The following is a 15,330-nucleotide window of genomic DNA, read 5'->3' on the forward strand; positions in this document are numbered from 1 at the left end:
CTGAGGAGACCCACGTTGACGAAACTCTTTGACCCCCTGATGATCCGCGGCACCGAGATCCCGAACCGGGTGTGGATGTCACCCATGTGCACCTACAGCGCACTGCCGAGCGGACCCGAGGCGGGCGCACCGAACGACTTCCACCTCGCCCACTACGCTCCCCGCGCCGCCGGCGGGGCGGGCCTGGTGCTCGTGGAGGCCACCGGCGTCGTGCCCGAAGGCCGGATCTCTCCGTTCGACCTGGGTCTGTGGAGCGACGCGCAGGTCCCGGCCCACCGGCGGCTGGCGGGCGCCATCGCCGCCGCCGGCGCGGTCCCGGGAATCCAGCTCGCCCACGCCGGGCGCAAGGCTTCCACGGAGCGACCCTGGCTGGGCGGGGAGCCGGTTCCCGCGTCCGACGGCGGCTGGCCAACCGTCGGCCCAAGCGCGCTGGCCTTCCCGGGTTACCCGGCGCCGGCCGCCATGGAGGTCCGGGACATCGAGGAGGCCGTACGCGCCTGGGCCGAAGCCGCCACGCGCGCGCTCGCGGCCGGCTACGAGGTCGTGGAGATCCACGCCGCGCACGGCTACCTGCTGCACTCCTTCCTCTCCCCGCTCTCCAACACCCGCACCGACAACTACGGCGGAAGCCTGGAGAACCGGGCCCGGATCGTGCTCGAGGTCATCGACGCGGTGCGCGCGGTGTGGCCGGAGGACAAGCCGGTGCTCCTGCGGATCTCCACCACCGACTGGATCGGCGAGGACCCCGCGGACGGTCGCGCCGCGTGGGGCCTTGAGGAGTCGATCGTGCTCGCCGGCTGGGCCCGCGAGCACGGGGTCGACGTGGTGGACTGCTCCTCCGGCGGGCTGGTGCCAGCCCCGATCCCGAACGCCCGCGACTACCAGAGCGCCTACGCCGCGCAGGTGCGCGCCGAATCCGGCGTCCCCACGGCCGCGGTCGGCCGGATCGACGATCCGGAATGGGCGAACGAACTGGTGGAGACGGGACAGGCCGACGCCGTCCTCATCGGCCGCGGTCTGCTGCGCGACGCCTCCTGGGCCAACAACGCCGCCGCCCTGCTGGGCGCGCGCGGCCGTTTCATAGAGCAGTACGATTACGCCCTCTAGCCTCCGGGTGGAGGAACCAACCGAAGGAGCAGCCATGAAGGTCTTCCAGATCGGCGCGGCCGGAGGCGTGGGGTCGCGCCTGGCCCGCCTGCTGGCTGAGCACGGCGACACGTCCACCGGCATGCACCGGCGCCCCGACCAGGCCGAACGGATCCGCGAGGCCGGCGCTGATCCGGTGCAGGGCGACTTGATCCTCGACACCGTTGACGACCTGGCGGAAAAGCTCCGCGGGCACGACGCGGTGGTCTTCTCCGCCGGCGCGCACGGCACGGGCAGGGACCAGACGACGCTCATCGACGGGAAGGGCCTGGAGAAGGCCGCCGCGGCGGCTGCGGCCGCCGGCGTCACCCGGTTCGTGCTGGTCTCGGTCTTCCCCGATGCCGGGCGCGGCGGCAGCCTCGGCGAGGGATTCGAGCACTACATGCGGGTGAAGAAGTCCGCCGATGTGCACCTGGCCGGCACCGGCCTGGACTGGGTCATCGTCCGGCCCGGGACGCTCAGCGACGAGCCCGGCGACGGCCGCGTCGCCGCCGGGCTGGCGGTCGAGTACGGCACGGTGCGGCGGGACAATGTCGCCGCGTTCATCCACGCCGCGCTGCACACTCCCGCCCTGAACCGGACCATCGTCGAGCTCACCGACGGGCCGACGCCGGCGGCCGAGGCGGCCGCGGCCCTGGCCGCGGGGTAGTCCGCAGCAGGCGTCCCGCCGCCCGCCGTCGTGCCCAGCGCGGGGGCTCGTCGGGCCGAAACGGTCTTGCGCAAATGGCTGGAAACGCTCGTCCATTCCAGCCATTTGCGCAAGACCGCTGGCGGGGCCGCGCCGCCTGGAACCACACGATCCACGGAGGCTTCCAAGGCTGGGACTGAGCCCGCCGGCTGCCGCCGTCAGAGGTCGAACAGGCGCCGGAGAACGGCGGCCACGCCGTCGTCGGTGTTTGCCGGGGCCAGCCACCGTGCGCGGGCGGCGACGTCGGGATGGGCGTTGGCCATGGCGAACGACCAGTCGGCGGCCTCCAGCATCTGGAGGTCGTTGAGGTAGTCACCGAACACCACCGTCTGGGCGGGTGTAACGCCGACGGCCTGCTGCAGCTGCCGCACCGCCCCTCCCTTGTCCACGCCTTGGGCCATGACATCCACCCAGTGCTGCCCCGACACGACCACCTGGTGCGTATCGGCCAGCGGCGCGAGCGGCCCTGCGGCGAGGTCCTGGGCGCCGTCGAAATCGAAGACGGCGAGCTTGAGGACGCGGTCCGTGACCAGGGACAGGTCCTTCACGACGTCCAGCCGAACGTAGTACTTGCGTGCCTCCGCGAGGAAAGCCTGATCGTCCCGCTCCACGTAGGCGCTGTCCAGCCCGCAGACCACGAGCCCCAGGTTCCTGCCGCTGCCGCCTTCGCGGGCACCGGCGGCCTGGCGGACGATCTCAATGATCCGGCGCGAGGCATCGAGGTCGAGGCCGTGGGTGGCGACGGGCCGGCCTTGGTGGACCACGAGGTTGCCGTTCTCGGCGACGTAGGACAGCCCGTCGTCGAGGCCGTGGAAGATCTGGTGCAGGGTCGCATACTGGCGGCCGCTGGCGGGCACGAACGTGATCCCGTGGCCGCGCATCCAGTCCAGCACCGGCCAGAACGAGGAGGGAACCGCGCCATGCTCGTTGAGCAGCGTGCCGTCCAGGTCGGCGACCACCAGGCGGATGTCGTGCGGTCCTGCCGGCAGGTCCCGCCACGGGGTCGCCGGCGTCGGTTGTCCTGGAGGGGCGTGGGAAGGGCGGCTCATTGCAGCGATGCTACGCGAGGGCCGGCCCGGCCGCTTCAATTTGCGGCGCATTCACCGCAATCCGAGGGGGCGTCGCATCCCCTACTTGCGCCGCGCCGCCTGGAACCGCACGATCCGCTCGACCGCCTCTTCCACGGCCGCGCGCCCGGCGGCCAGGGACAGCCGCACCGCGCGCCGGCCTCCGGCCGCGTCGAAGTCCGCGCCCGGCACCAGCGCCACGCCCGCGGACTCCAGCAGCGCGGCGCAGTATTCGGACGAGTCCGCGAACCCCTCCAGCGCCGGGCCAAGGTCCGCGTAGAGGTAGAACGCGCCGTCGGCGGGTGCCGCATGGCCCCAGCCCAGCCGCGGCAGCGCGTCCAGCAGCGCGGCGCGGGCGTCGGCGAAGGCGGCCACGGCCTGCTCCGCCTCCGCGTAGGACTGCTCGGTGAACGCCTCCACCGCGGCGAACTGCGCCGGGGCCGAGGGGCACAGCGCGACGTTCCCGGCCAGGGCGTCCACCGCGGCCAGCAGGTCGTCCGGAACCAGCGCCCAGCCCAGCCGCCACCCGGTCATCCCCCAGTACTTCGAGAAGGAGGAGACCACCACCGTGTTGCGGTCCAGCTCCCACGAGCACACGCCGTCCGGGTCCGCCGCGCCCGGCTCCGGGTAGGTGATGCCGTGGTAGATCTCGTCGCTGACCAGGCGTGCGCCATGCTCGGCGCACCAGTCGGTGAGGGCTGCCAGCTCCGCGCGGGTCACCATGGTGCCGGTCGGGTTCGCCGGGGAGGCCAGGATCAGCCCGGACAGCGGCCCGTGCTCCCGCTCGGCGGCGTCGAGCAGCTCCGGGGTGGGCTGGTACCGGGTGGCGGGGCCGCAGTCGATCTCCACGACCTCGATGCCCAGCGCGCGCAGGATGTTCCGGTAGGCCGGGTACCCGGGCCTGGCCAGCGCCACCCGGTCGCCGGGGTTGAAGGCGGCCAGGAAGATCAGCACGAACGCGCCGGAGGCGCCGCCGGTCACCGCGACGTTCGCGGCCGGCACGTCGAGCCCGTACCAGCGCCGGTAGTGCCCGGCGATGGCGGTGCGCAGTTCGGTGGCCCCGAGCGCCGGGGTGTAGGTCAGCGGCGTGCGGGCGGCGTGGATCCGGGCCGCGGCCTCCGACACGCCCGAGGGCGCCCCGCCGCTGGGCTCCCCCGCGCACAGCGAAACCACGTCGCGGCCCGCCGCGCGCAGCTCCGCCACGCGGCCCAGGATGTCCATGACCTGGAACGGGGGCACCTTGGCCCGGTCGGCGACGGTGAGCGGCTTGGCCATGGAAGCTCCTGGTGCGGCTAGGTCTGATGCCGCTGAGTCTGGTGCGGCGGGACGGGTGCGGGACCGTTCCGCCACCAGTACGACGGCGGCCGGCCCGGTTCCAGCGTGCCATACCCGATGCACGCCATACCCGCCGCGCGCCAGACTCACCGCGCGCCAGGACGCTGACCGCCGCGGACAGGTTTCGGGACCTGACCGCTGCTGCGGCGGGTCAGTCGTCGGTGTCTCCGATGCGGTGGACCTTCAGCGCGTTGGTGGAGCCTGCCCGGCCCGGGGGCGATCCGGCGGCGATGACGGTCAGGTCCCCGAGCGCGGCGAGTCCCCGCTCGCGCAGGAGCCGGTCGACCTGTTCGGTCATGCTGTCGGTGTTTTCGGCCTCCCGGATCCGCAGCGGCCGGATCCCCCAGGTCAGGGCCAGCACGTTCAGGGTGTCCGCCGAGGGGGTGAACGCCAGGACCGGCCTGGCCGGGCGCAGGCGGGAGAGGCGGCGGGCCGAGTCCCCGGTCTGGGTGAACGTGCAGATGCAGGTCGCCTCCAGCTGGTCGGCGATCTCCACGGCCGCCTTGGTGACCGCACCGCCCCGGGTGCGGGGCGTGGTGCCCAGCGCCGGGACGCGCTCGAGGCCGTGGCGTTCGGTGGATTCGATGATCCTCGCCATCGTCTGGACCGTCTGGACCGGGTATTTGCCGACGCTGGTTTCCCCGGAGAGCATGACCGCATCCGCCCCGTCCAGGACCGCGTTGGCGCAGTCCGAGGCCTCGGCCCGGGTGGGGGTGGGGTTCCCGATCATGGATTCGAGGACCTGGGTCGCCACGATCACCGGCTTGGCCCAGCGCCGGGCCAGCTCGATCGCGCGCTTCTGCACCAGGGGCACCTCCTCCAGAGGCAGTTCCACGCCCAGGTCCCCGCGGGCGACCATGATCGCGTCGAACGCGTCCACGATCCCCTCCAGGGCGTCAACGGCCTGGGGCTTTTCGATCTTCGCGATCACCGGCACCCGCCGGCCCTCCTGGTCCATGACCTCGTGCACCCGGGCGATGTCCGCGGCGTCGCGCACGAAGGACAGCGCGACCAGATCCACCCCGGTGCGCAGCGCCCAGCGCAGGTCCTCCTCGTCCTTCTCGCTCAGGGCCGGCACGTTCACCGCGACCCCGGGCAGGTTGATGCCCTTGTTGTTGGACACCGCCCCCGCGACGACCACCTCGGTCAGGACCCGCGTGCCGTCCACGGCCAGGGCGCGCAGCTCCACCTTCCCGTCGTCGATCAGCAGCCTGTCCCCCACGGACACGTCCCCGGGCAGCCCCCGGTGGGTGGTGGAGCAGATTTCGGCGGTGCCCGCCACGTCCTCGGTGGTGATCGTGAACCGCTGCCCCACCGCCAGGTGGTGGGTTCCGGCGGCGAACCGGCCGAGCCGGATCTTGGGTCCCTGCAGGTCCGCGAACACCGCCACCGGCCTGTCCAGCTCCAGCGCGGCCTTGCGCACGTGCCGGTAGGTTTGTTCGTGCACCGAATGCTCCCCGTGGCTCATGTTCAGCCGGGCCACGTCCACCCCGGCCTCCAACACCGCCAAGGTGGCCTCGTAGGTCGAAATCGCCGGGCCAAACGTGGCCACGATCTTCGCGCGTCTCATGGGTTGATGGGTTCCTTGTCGGTGAGGGAGTCTATGATGCGCTTCCCGAGGGTGGCGAGCAGGGCGGCCGAGAGTTCGGGATCGACAGCGCTGTCCTGATCGGTCATGGCGCTCAGGGCGTGGATCGCCGCGATGTGGTGTTCGGGGAGCGCGTCCGCGGGCAGCGCGTTGTGCCCGACCACCGCGACCACGGGAACGGGCGCGGAGCGGCGCGCGACCACCAGGGGCAGTTTCCCTGAGAGGGTCTGCTCATCCATCTTGCCCTCGCCGGTGATGACCAGGTCGCAGCCTTCCAGCGCCCGGTCGAACTCGAGCAGGTCCAGGAAGAAGTCCGCTCCGGAGACCATCCGCGCGCCGAGCAGCATCGCTGCGTAGCCCAGTCCCCCGGCGCTTCCCGCCCCGGCCGCCGCCGCGGAGGCGGTGCCGGGCCAACCGGCCTCGTCGAGCCGCCGGGCCAGGTTGGCCAGACCGGCTTCGAGCAGCCGCACGTCGGCGGGGGTGGCCCCCTTCTGGGGCCCGTAGACCGCGGCCGCTCCGTCGGGGCCGAGAAGCGGGTTGCGGACGTCGTTGGCCGCGACGAGGTCCACGCCGTCAAGCGGGATCAGCCCCGCTGTGTCGATTCGGGCGATGTCCTGGAGCGTTCCCCCGGTGGGGGTGAGCGGGTTCCCTGCCGCGTCCAGGAAGCGGACGCCGAGGGCTGCGAGCATGCCTGCGCCGCCGTCGGTGGTCGCGCTGCCGCCCAGGGCCAGGACGATCCGCCGCGGCCCCCGCTCCAGCGCCGCGCGGATGGCCTGGCCGAAGCCGGTGCTGCTGCTGGCCAGCGGGGCCGGCTTCCCGGGCGGGAGCATCTGCAGCCCGCAGGTGGTGGCCACCTCGACGACGGCTGTGGAGCCGTCGAAGGCGATCGTGGCCTCGGCCGGTTCCCCGGTGGGGCCCTCGATGGGGGTGCTGAGCGGCGCGAAGCCGGCGTCGAGGGCGGCCTGGACGCTGCCGTCGCCGCCGTCGGCCAGGGGCAGGGTGCGGCAGGTGACCGGCCGCTGGCCGGAACCGGCGGCGAGGCCGGTTCCGAGCCAGTGGGCGACTTCCGATGCCGTGAGCGAGCCCTTGAACTTGTCCACGGCGATCAGGACGTTGAGCGGTTTCATCGTGCCGTGGCCTCCGCGAGTTCCTCGTCGCGGCCATCCGCCGCGTTTGTCCGTGCGCCGCGCTCCTGCGCTGAGTGCACCGGCGCCGCGGGCACCTGGGCGGCGGACTCGCCGTCGGACGCCGGAACGTACGCGGCGGCGACGCCGGCCTGCGTGCTGCTTTCCTGCGTGCCAGGAACGGCTTCCGTGCCGTGGAGGCCTTCCGCGGATTCCACCGCGGCGGGCGGGACGTCCTCGCCGTTGAACACGCGTCGGACGCGGTCCACGTCCAGGCTCTTGTCCCACCAGGCGATGAAGAGGGTGGCGACCGCGTTGCCGCAGAAGTTGACCAGGGCCCGGCATTCGGACATGAACTTGTCGATGCCGAAGATCAGCATGATCCCGGCCGCCGGGATGGTTCCAAGCGTGCTGAGGGTGGCCGTGAGGGCAATGAATCCGCCGCCGGCGACGCCCGCGGCCCCCTTGGAGGTGAGCAGCATGACGGCGAGCATACCCAACTGCTGCCCGATGGTCAGGTCGGTGTTGGTGGCCTGGGCGATGTACACGGCGGCGAGCGAGAGGTAGATCGCGGCGCCGTCCAGGTTGAAGCTGTAGCCGGTGGGCACCACCAGGCCGACCGTCTCCTTCTTCACTCCGGCGTGCTCAAGCTTGCGCATCAGGCCCGGGAGCGCCGGCTCGGCGGTGGAGGTGCCCAGGATCAGCAGCAGCTCCTCCTTGAAGTGCTTGAGCATCTTGAAGATGTTCAGCTTCAGGAAGGCCATGACCCCGCCCAGGACCACCACCACGAACACGATCGAGGTCCCGTAGAAGAGCAGGATCAGCCAGCCGAGGCTGGAGAGGGTCTCGACCCCGTACTTGCCGACCGCGAAGGCCATGGCGCCGAACGCGCCCAGGGGCGCGGCCTTCATGATGAAGTTCAGCACCTTGAAGATCACCTTGGTCAGGCGCTGGACGACGTCCAGGATCGGCGCACCGACCTTGCCGACCGCGTTCAGCGCGATGCCGAAGACCACGGCCATGAAGATGATCTGGAGGATGTCCCCCTCCACGAACGGTTCGGCCACGCTGCCCGGGATGATGTGGGTCAGGAACTCCCACCACTGCTGGTTCTGGCCCTTTTCGATGAGTTCGGCCGCGGTGCCGGTGGTCTCGATCTTGCTTGCATCGGCGTTTACTCCGTCGCCGAGCCGGAAGACGTTGATCGCGACCAGGCCCATGAGCATGGCGCAGATCGTGCCGATCTGGAAGTAGCCGAGCGCCTTCAGCCCGGTGACGCCGACCTTCTTCAGATCCGCGACGCTGGCGATCCCGCCGACGATCGTCAGGAAGACGATCGGGCCGATGAGCATCTTCATCGCCTCGACGAACGTGGTGCCGATCGGCTGCATCGCCTGCCCGGTGTCCGGGGCGAGCCAGCCGACCAGAATGCCGATGGCGATCGCGACGAGCACCCAGAAGTACAGCTGCCGGTACCAGCGCTTGCGCGCGGCCGGCGGGCGGACGGTTGCGCCTGTGGAGTGGTCCATGGTTCCTACCTCATTGTTGGAAAGGCCGTAGTGGGAAAAGGCCGTGCTCCGCATGCACAACTGGTTTCGGAGTCGCGGGCCGGAAGAAGATCGGGGGTCCGGAGGGGGTGTCCGGGATTCATGCCCGGTCCGGCGTCGGGGTGTCCGCGCCGGACCGGGCGGTCCAACCTGGAAGGTCAGACGGTGACGAGCTTCGCGCTCAGGGCGGCGACGATCGATTCGGTGATCTCGTCGGTCGTGGCGGTGCCGCCGATGTCGCGGGTCAGGGCCCCGGCGGCGGTGGTGGCCTCGATCGCGGCTTCGATCCGGCGGGCCTCCTCGTGCAGGCCGAAGTGGTCCAGCATCAGGGCGGCGCTGGCGATCGCGCCGATCGGGTTGCTGATGCCCAGGCCGGCAATGTCCGGCGCCGAGCCGTGGACCGGCTCGAACATGCTGGGGAAGCGGCGTTCGGGGTTCAGGTTCGCGCTGGCCGCAAGGCCCAGGCTGCCGGCCAGGGCCGAGCCCAGGTCGGAGAGGATGTCCGCGTTGAGGTTGGAGGCGACGACGACGGAAAGCTGCTCCGGGTGCAGGATGAACTTCGCACTCATCGCGTCGACCAGGACGCTTTCGGTCTCCACGTCCGGGTAGTCCAGGGCGACCCGGTTGAACACCTCGTCCCACAGCACCATGCCGTACTGCTGGGCGTTGGACTTGGTCACGGAGGAAACCTTCCTGACCGTGCGGGTGCGGGCCAGGTCGAAGGCGAAGCGCATGATGCGCTCGCAGCCCTTTTCGGTGAACAGGGCGGTCTGCAGGGCAACCTCGTTGCCGGGGCCACGGCCGCTGAGGTTGCGCCCGCCGAGGCCGGCGTACTCGCCCTCGCTGTTTTCGCGGACCACGATCCAGTCGAGCTCGGTGTCGTCCGCCTTGCGCAGCGGGGACTGGACGCCGGGCAGGAACTTGACCGGGCGGATGTTGGCCCACTGATCGAAGTTCTGAGTGATGTTCAGCCGCAAGCCCCACAGGCTGGTGTGGTCCGGGACGTTTTCCCAGCCGACCGCGCCGAAGTAGATGGAGTCGAAGGCCTTCAGCGTCTCCAGGCCGTTCGGATCCATCATGATCCCGTGCTTGGCGTAGTACTCGCAGCCCCACGGGAACTCGGTCCACTCGAAGGCGAACTGTCCGTTGGACTGCTCCTGGAGGACGTCGAGCACGCGGCGGCCCGCGGCGACGACCTCCTTGCCCACGCCGTCGGCCGGGATGGAAGCGATCTTGAAGACCTGGGTCTCACTCATGGGTTTCTCTCCTGAATCGAATGTGCTCCGCATCACATATGCGGCTTCGAATTCAATTAGAGCGCCCGGCTTACCATCGCGTCCAAGACCGAAAGTTCATGCGCCAAATAGGAACTTCCTATGGTTCGGCGTGGGAGGCGGCATGGTCTGCGGCGACGCCCAGGAAGGCGCGGGCGGCGGGAGTCAGGTCCGACTGCCGGCTCAGGACGGCCACGTGGAGTTCGGAGACCGGCTCGATGCGCGCCACGCGCAGGCCGGAGCGCTGGGCGAGCGGCACCCAAGAGGACGGCATGACCGCGTGCCCAACGCCGGCCAGGACCAGGGGCAGGACGGAGGTGCGGTGCGCGACCTCGGCCGCGATCTCCACGCTCACGCCGCGGGCCAGGATGTCGTCGACCAGCCACCGCATCAACGACCCCCGCTGGGAGACGACGACCCGGTGTCCGCCCAGGTCCTCGCGGGCGAGGGTGCCCCGGCCTCCAAAGGTGTCCGCGAAGGGGTTGATGATCAGCACCAGGGGCTGGCGTTCGAGCTGCATCACGTCCACGTCCGGAACCCGGATGGGGCGGTCGGAGCCCAGCAGGCCGATCTCGGTGCTTCCGCTGCGGACCGAGGCGACGACCTCCTCGGGCGTGAAGGCCGCGTCGACGCTCACCGTCACGGACGGATGCAGGAGCGCGAAGGCGGCGATCATCGAGGACAGCGGCTCGACCCCGGGCGAGGGCATCGCGGTGAGGTCGAGCCTTCCGCTGCGCACTCCCTTCAGGGCATCCAGCGCGGACTGCGCCGCCTCCATGTCGCGGACGACCAGCCGGGCAGGCCCCACGAGTTCCTTGCCGGCGTCGCTGAGGACCACCCTGCGCCCGACCCGGTGGAAGAGCGGCAGGCCGACCTCCCGCTCTAGCGTCTTGATGGTCTGGGACAGGGAGGGCTGCGCGATGAGCAGCTTCTCGGCGGCGCGGCTGAACCCCTGATGGTCCACCACCGCCAGGAAATACCTCAGTTGCCTGACGTCCATGATTCCTCCCGGTTTTCCGCGTTCCGCCCGGCCGGGGTCCGACGGCGGACGGCTGGGCCGCACGCATAGGGCATCGCCGCTTCCCGCGGCGGACCCATTGGTTTTGCCTATCCCCAATGTAGGGCACGGGCCTTGGACGCGACGTGCACCCCGGGGCCATAGTGAAGCTAGCCATCCAGCGACGGAACGGACACGGAACGGGGGACGCAGGTGAGCAGCGATCCCGCAGCCCCGGCCGTGGGCCCGGGGCCCCCGCGGCGGACGGACGTCCGCGCGGCCTTGCTGGGCGGAAAGACCTTCCGCAGCCTGAGCGAACAGACCCTCTCCCCCAAGGAGGAGAGGTTCGAGCGCGCCAGGCAAACGACCGGGCTCTTCCTCGCCCCGGCTGCAGCGGTCACCTTCGCGCTCCTGCCGGTGCCCATGGATCCCACGCAGCATCTGCTGGCGGCGATCCTCCTGGGCGTGATCATCCTTTGGATCTGCGAGCCGGTCCCACTCCCCGTCGGAGGCCTGCTCGGGGTGGCCGCCATCGTGGTCCTCGGTGTCGCCCCTGTCCGCGAGGTGCTGGCTCCGTTCGGGTCGAGCACCATCTTCACCTTCATCGGCGCGTTCATCCTGGCCCAGGCGATGCTCAAGCACGGCATCGCCCAGCGCTTGGCCTTCGCGGTCCTTGCCCTTCCGGGCGTGGCCAAGTCCACCTACCGCGTCGTCGTGGCGTTCGGCGTGATCACGTGCATGTTGTCGGCCTTCGTCTCGAACACGGCGACCGTGGCCATGCTCATGCCCACCGCGCTGGGCATCCTCACCGTCATCGCCCAGCTCATGCAGAACCGCGGGATCGTCAAGGCCGACTTCGACCCCCTGCGCCTGCGCGTCGGCGCGGCGCTGATGCTGATGCTCGCCTACGGCGCCAGCGTCGGCGGACTGCTGACTCCCGTGGGCTCCCCCGCGAACCTCGTAGGCCGCGGCCTGATCGAGGAGGCCACCGGGGAACGCATCTCCTTCGCCCAGTGGGCGGTCGTCGCCGCTCCGCTCTGCCTGGCCATGTTCGTTGTGCTGGCCGCGACCATGTTCCTGCTCAACAAGCCCGAGATCCGCCATCTGGAGGGCGTCGACGCCTTCGTCCGCGAACGGCGGGCCACCCAAGGCAGGATGACCCGGGCCGAGGTCAACACCCTGGTCGCGTTCGGGTTCACCGTGACTCTGTGGCTGCTCCCGGCATTCGCCGGCTTGGTCGCGGGCACCGGCTCCGAGCTCTACGCCTTCCTTGACGACCGGCTGGACGAGGGCATCGTGGCCGTGCTCGGAGCGTCGCTGCTGTTCATCCTGCCCACCAACTGGAAGGAACGCCGCGCCACCCTCACGTGGTCCGACGCCGCCAGGATCGACTGGGGAACGATCCTCCTCTTCGGCACCGGCATCATCTTCGGCTCGCTGCTTGCGGCGACCGGTCTCGCCGAGACGATCGGCGCCACCGCCTCCGCGGCCCTCGGCTTCACCGGCGCCCTAGCCATCACAGTGTTCGCCACGGTCCTCGCCATCGTCATCTCGGAGACGACCAGCAACACCGCCTCCGCAGCCGTCGTCGTGCCGATCGTCATCCCGCTCTGCACGGCCATGGGAGTGGACCCGTTCGTGCCCGCCCTGGCGGCGACCTTCGCCGCCTCCTTCGGGTTCATGCTTCCGGTCTCCACCCCGCAGAACGCGATCGTCTACGGCTCCGGCACGGTGCCCATCACCCGGATGGTCCGCACCGGCCTGGTCTTCGACGTCCTCGGCGCGATCCTGATCATCGCCATCCTCCCCGTAATGGTCGCCGCGGCCGGGATCGGCGCGTAACCGCCGGGACGGCGCCGGAGGTCACTACCGCGGGCCGGTCACCCGTGACGTGTCGACGCGGCCGCGGCCGAAGGCGTCAATCAGTCCCCAGCGGCCCGGGATGTCGAGGAGCTCCAGCCGCCCGATGCTCGTCGGGAGCGCCGGATCCACCACGAGGTGGTCTCCCAAGGGTTCCAGGCCGAGCATCGTGCGCAGGAACAGCAGCGGCGCACCGGTGGACCACGCCTGGGGGCTGCACGCGGTGGGATACTGCACCGGGTACTTCGTCATCGACCGCGGATATCCGCCGAACGCCTCGGGGAGGCGGCCGTCGAAGTACCGGGACGCCTCGAGGATGCCGGCGGCAACCACGGCTGCCTCGTCCTTGAAGCCGTAGCGGCGCAGTCCCCAGGCGATGAACGAATTGTCGAACGGCCAGATGGTCCCGTTGTGGTAGCCGATCGGGTTGTACCGGCTCTCGCCCTCGGCAAGCGTGCGGATGCCCCAGCCCGTGAAGAGCCGGTCGCCCAGGAGGTGTGCCGCGACGGTCTTGGCCTTCGACTCGTCGACGATGCCGCTCCACAGCAGATGGCCGTTGTTCGACGTGAGCGAGTCGACCTGGCGGCCATCGGCGTCAAGGGCGATCGCAAAGTACTCGCCGTCGGCAACCCAGAAGTCGTGGTTGAAACGCCGCTTCAGGTCGGCGGCCTGCTTTTCCAGCTCTGCGGCGTAGTCGGGATCGTTCCACACCTCCCGTGCCAGCCGCGCGCCGCGCACCTTCGCGTCGTAGGCGTAGCCCTGCAGCTCGCAAGTGGCTCGGGGGAAACCGGGCAGCGTGCCGTCACGGTAGGAGATCGAGTCCCACGAGTCCTTCCAGCACTGGTTCTCCAGGCCGGTTTCGGCGTTGCGGCGCCGGTAGGAGATGTAGCCGTTGCCCTGGAGGTCGGCGTAGGCGTCGATCCAGTGCAGCGCGGCACGTGCCTCGTACTCGAGTTCAAGCACGAGCTCCCTGTCACCCGTCCACCGCTCGTACTCGTCCAGCAGGACCACATACAGCGGCGTGGCGTCGGCGGTCCCGAAGTACGGGGAGTGCGGACGCTCCTCGAACGCGGTCATCTCGCCATAACGCATCTCATGCAGGATCCTGCCGGGATCCTCGTCGCGGAAGTCATCGATGCGGGTGCCTTGGCGCAACCCGAGCTCGCGCAGCGTCGTCGCCGCCAGCTCCGACGTGAAGGGCAGCGCCTGCAGGCTCGTGAAAATGCTGTCGCGCCCAAACATCGTCATGAACCACGGAAGGCCTGCCGCCGGGAGGCTGTGGCTCCCGGCCGTCATCGGGGAGAAGCGGAGCGCGGCCAGGTCGATGAGGCTCCGGCGATAGGTCCCGAGCAGTGTTTCCCAGTCACACTCGAGTTGCGGCGCCTCGTCGAGCCAGCCGGCCAGGTTCCGCGCCATGTCCGGTATCGGCCGCTTCACCTGGTCCGCGAGCGACCGGGGTGCACCCTCGATTTCCTGTTCGGGCTCCCCGATTTGCTGTCCCAGCATTTCGATAGCGACGTCGAGCCCAGTCGTCCAGGTCTCGTGCGGCCCGATCGTGATCGAGAACGTCAGCCCGTCCTCGTCAAACGAACAGGGCTCCGACGACGAGATTGCCGTGGACCGCTCGTAGGTGTCGCGCCGGTATTTCAGAAGCAGCGAGCCCTCGCCCGCCTGCCTGGCATAGGACCCCTTCTTCTGCAAGGTGTCCTTAACCTCGAACAGGTCCGCAAAGTCGGAATCGGCCTCGATCCGCACCGTGAGATCGACCGGCGCGTCGTCATGGTTCAGGATCGCCACCTCTTCGTGGAAGCCGTTGCCGACCGAACGCTGGCGGATCACCGACAGCGTCGCGTTCACATAGACGCTCCCGACGCCGGGGACCAGGAAGAACCGGGCCTCGTAGTACTGCAGATCGTCGGCCGACAGCGACATGAGACGGTCGCCGTTCACGGTCAGCACCCACTTGGACAGGAACCGGGTGTCGAACGAGAACAGCCCCGTCGGGTCCGACGGCGAGGCCTCGATGTCGCCCCGCACGTCGCTAACGACAAAGGTATTGCCGTTGAGGATCTTCACCATACCGTCGCTCATCATCCGCTCCTCGTGTCGGCAGTCGGATCCCACCCGCGCGGCGGGGCCGGGAAGATCCGCTGGATCGCGAACATCAGTTCGAGGTCGCCCTGGCACGCCAGCGCACCCCGCAGGACCGCAGCCACGAAGTTCCTGCGGCCACTGACCAGTTCCTTGAAGACCGGAAGTTCGCCCCGGATCGTGCATTCGGCCTCAGCCGAATCACCCGTCACGGTGAGCTTGCCCTTGTCGATAACCACCAGCCGCGGCTCCAGGTTGGAGCCGTCCACAAGATCAAACCGGACGCGCCCCGAAACCTTGCGCAGCAGCGGCTCGTAGCCACGCCGCGCGAGTTCGTCAAAGAACGCCGCCACGGGATCGTCGGTAGGTGCCTTCCCGGACGCTGAAGTCGTCATCCGATCATCGCCTTTCACCAGGCCGGACCCACCCGGGAAACCCGGCTGCTGCCCGGCCGATTCGGTCACTGCCACCCATGGTGCGGGCCCGCGGGCAGGGACGCATCACCCGATGGGGATGATGACGGGCGCCTGGGGCGGCCGGATGATGAACCCAGATGGTGAGAGGCTCGGTTCTGCGCTCCAAGCGAAAACGCCTGCTGCCGCTGCCAAGTGTC

General features: G+C 70.0%; 12 protein-coding genes. 3 read left to right on the forward strand and 9 right to left on the reverse strand.

Features of this window, described 5'->3' with window-relative positions; all coding sequences use genetic code 11:
• The first annotated feature begins 15 nt into the window (after positions 1-15).
• Both ABD912_RS11300 and ABD912_RS11305 read left to right on the forward strand, forming a co-directional pair.
• Positions 16-1,107, forward strand: a complete 1,092-nt coding sequence (locus ABD912_RS11300) for an NADH:flavin oxidoreductase/NADH oxidase (protein WP_345150862.1) — start codon at positions 16-18, stop codon at positions 1,105-1,107.
• A 34-nt stretch (positions 1,108-1,141) separates the two neighbouring features.
• Positions 1,142-1,795, forward strand: coding sequence for an NAD(P)H-binding protein (locus ABD912_RS11305; RefSeq protein ID WP_345150863.1), 654 nt, complete (start codon positions 1,142-1,144; stop codon positions 1,793-1,795).
• Between the two features lie 197 nt (positions 1,796-1,992).
• Here ABD912_RS11305 and ABD912_RS11310 read toward each other — a convergent pair whose 3' ends face one another.
• From ABD912_RS11310 to ABD912_RS11340, 7 genes are all read right to left on the reverse strand, one after another.
• A complete protein-coding gene (locus tag ABD912_RS11310; protein WP_345150864.1) occupies positions 1,993-2,883 on the reverse strand; it encodes a Cof-type HAD-IIB family hydrolase in 891 nt (296 codons plus the stop codon).
• An 81-nt stretch (positions 2,884-2,964) separates the two neighbouring features.
• Positions 2,965-4,176 carry an aminotransferase class I/II-fold pyridoxal phosphate-dependent enzyme gene (locus ABD912_RS11315; RefSeq protein ID WP_345150866.1) on the reverse strand — a complete coding sequence of 404 codons (1,212 nt, stop codon included), beginning with the start codon at positions 4,174-4,176 and terminating at the stop codon, positions 2,965-2,967.
• A gap of 211 nt (positions 4,177-4,387) precedes the next feature.
• Positions 4,388-5,806, reverse strand: a complete 1,419-nt coding sequence (gene pyk, locus ABD912_RS11320; protein WP_345150868.1) for a pyruvate kinase — start codon at positions 5,804-5,806, stop codon at positions 4,388-4,390.
• Positions 5,803-6,951: a glycerate kinase gene (locus ABD912_RS11325; RefSeq protein ID WP_345150870.1), complete on the reverse strand. Its 1,149-nt coding sequence runs from the start codon at positions 6,949-6,951 to the stop codon at positions 5,803-5,805. Before ABD912_RS11325 ends, pyk begins: the two co-directional genes overlap by 4 nt.
• Positions 6,948-8,477 (reverse strand): C4-dicarboxylate transporter DctA, encoded by a 1,530-nt coding sequence (gene dctA / locus ABD912_RS11330; protein ID WP_345150871.1) that lies wholly within the window; start codon positions 8,475-8,477, stop codon positions 6,948-6,950. The genes ABD912_RS11325 and dctA overlap by 4 nt, the downstream gene beginning before the upstream one ends.
• A 176-nt stretch (positions 8,478-8,653) precedes the next feature.
• Positions 8,654-9,751, reverse strand: a complete 1,098-nt coding sequence (locus ABD912_RS11335; protein WP_345150872.1) for a tartrate dehydrogenase — start codon at positions 9,749-9,751, stop codon at positions 8,654-8,656.
• Positions 9,752-9,869: 118 nt separating this feature from the next.
• Positions 9,870-10,769: a LysR family transcriptional regulator gene (locus ABD912_RS11340; protein WP_345150874.1), complete on the reverse strand. Its 900-nt coding sequence runs from the start codon at positions 10,767-10,769 to the stop codon at positions 9,870-9,872.
• A gap of 210 nt (positions 10,770-10,979) precedes the next feature.
• Here ABD912_RS11340 and ABD912_RS11345 point away from each other — a divergent pair, with 210 nt between their 5' ends.
• Positions 10,980-12,608, forward strand: a complete 1,629-nt coding sequence (locus ABD912_RS11345; RefSeq protein ID WP_345150875.1) for an SLC13 family permease — start codon at positions 10,980-10,982, stop codon at positions 12,606-12,608.
• Positions 12,609-12,632: 24 nt separating this feature from the next.
• On the opposite strand, the gene ABD912_RS11350 is transcribed toward ABD912_RS11345, so the two are convergent.
• Both ABD912_RS11350 and ABD912_RS11355 read right to left on the reverse strand, forming a co-directional pair.
• Positions 12,633-14,717 carry an amylo-alpha-1,6-glucosidase gene (locus ABD912_RS11350; RefSeq protein WP_345150876.1) on the reverse strand — a complete coding sequence of 695 codons (2,085 nt, stop codon included), beginning with the start codon at positions 14,715-14,717 and terminating at the stop codon, positions 12,633-12,635.
• On the reverse strand, positions 14,717-15,181 hold the full coding sequence (locus ABD912_RS11355; protein ID WP_345150877.1) for an SCP2 sterol-binding domain-containing protein: 465 nt from the start codon (positions 15,179-15,181) through the stop codon (positions 14,717-14,719). Before ABD912_RS11355 ends, ABD912_RS11350 begins: the two co-directional genes overlap by 1 nt.
• Between the last annotated feature and the right edge of the window lie 149 nt (positions 15,182-15,330).

It is taken from the genome of Arthrobacter ginkgonis (genome assembly GCF_039540195.1).
GTDB classification, from domain to species: Bacteria; Actinomycetota; Actinomycetes; order Actinomycetales; family Micrococcaceae; genus Zafaria; species Zafaria ginkgonis.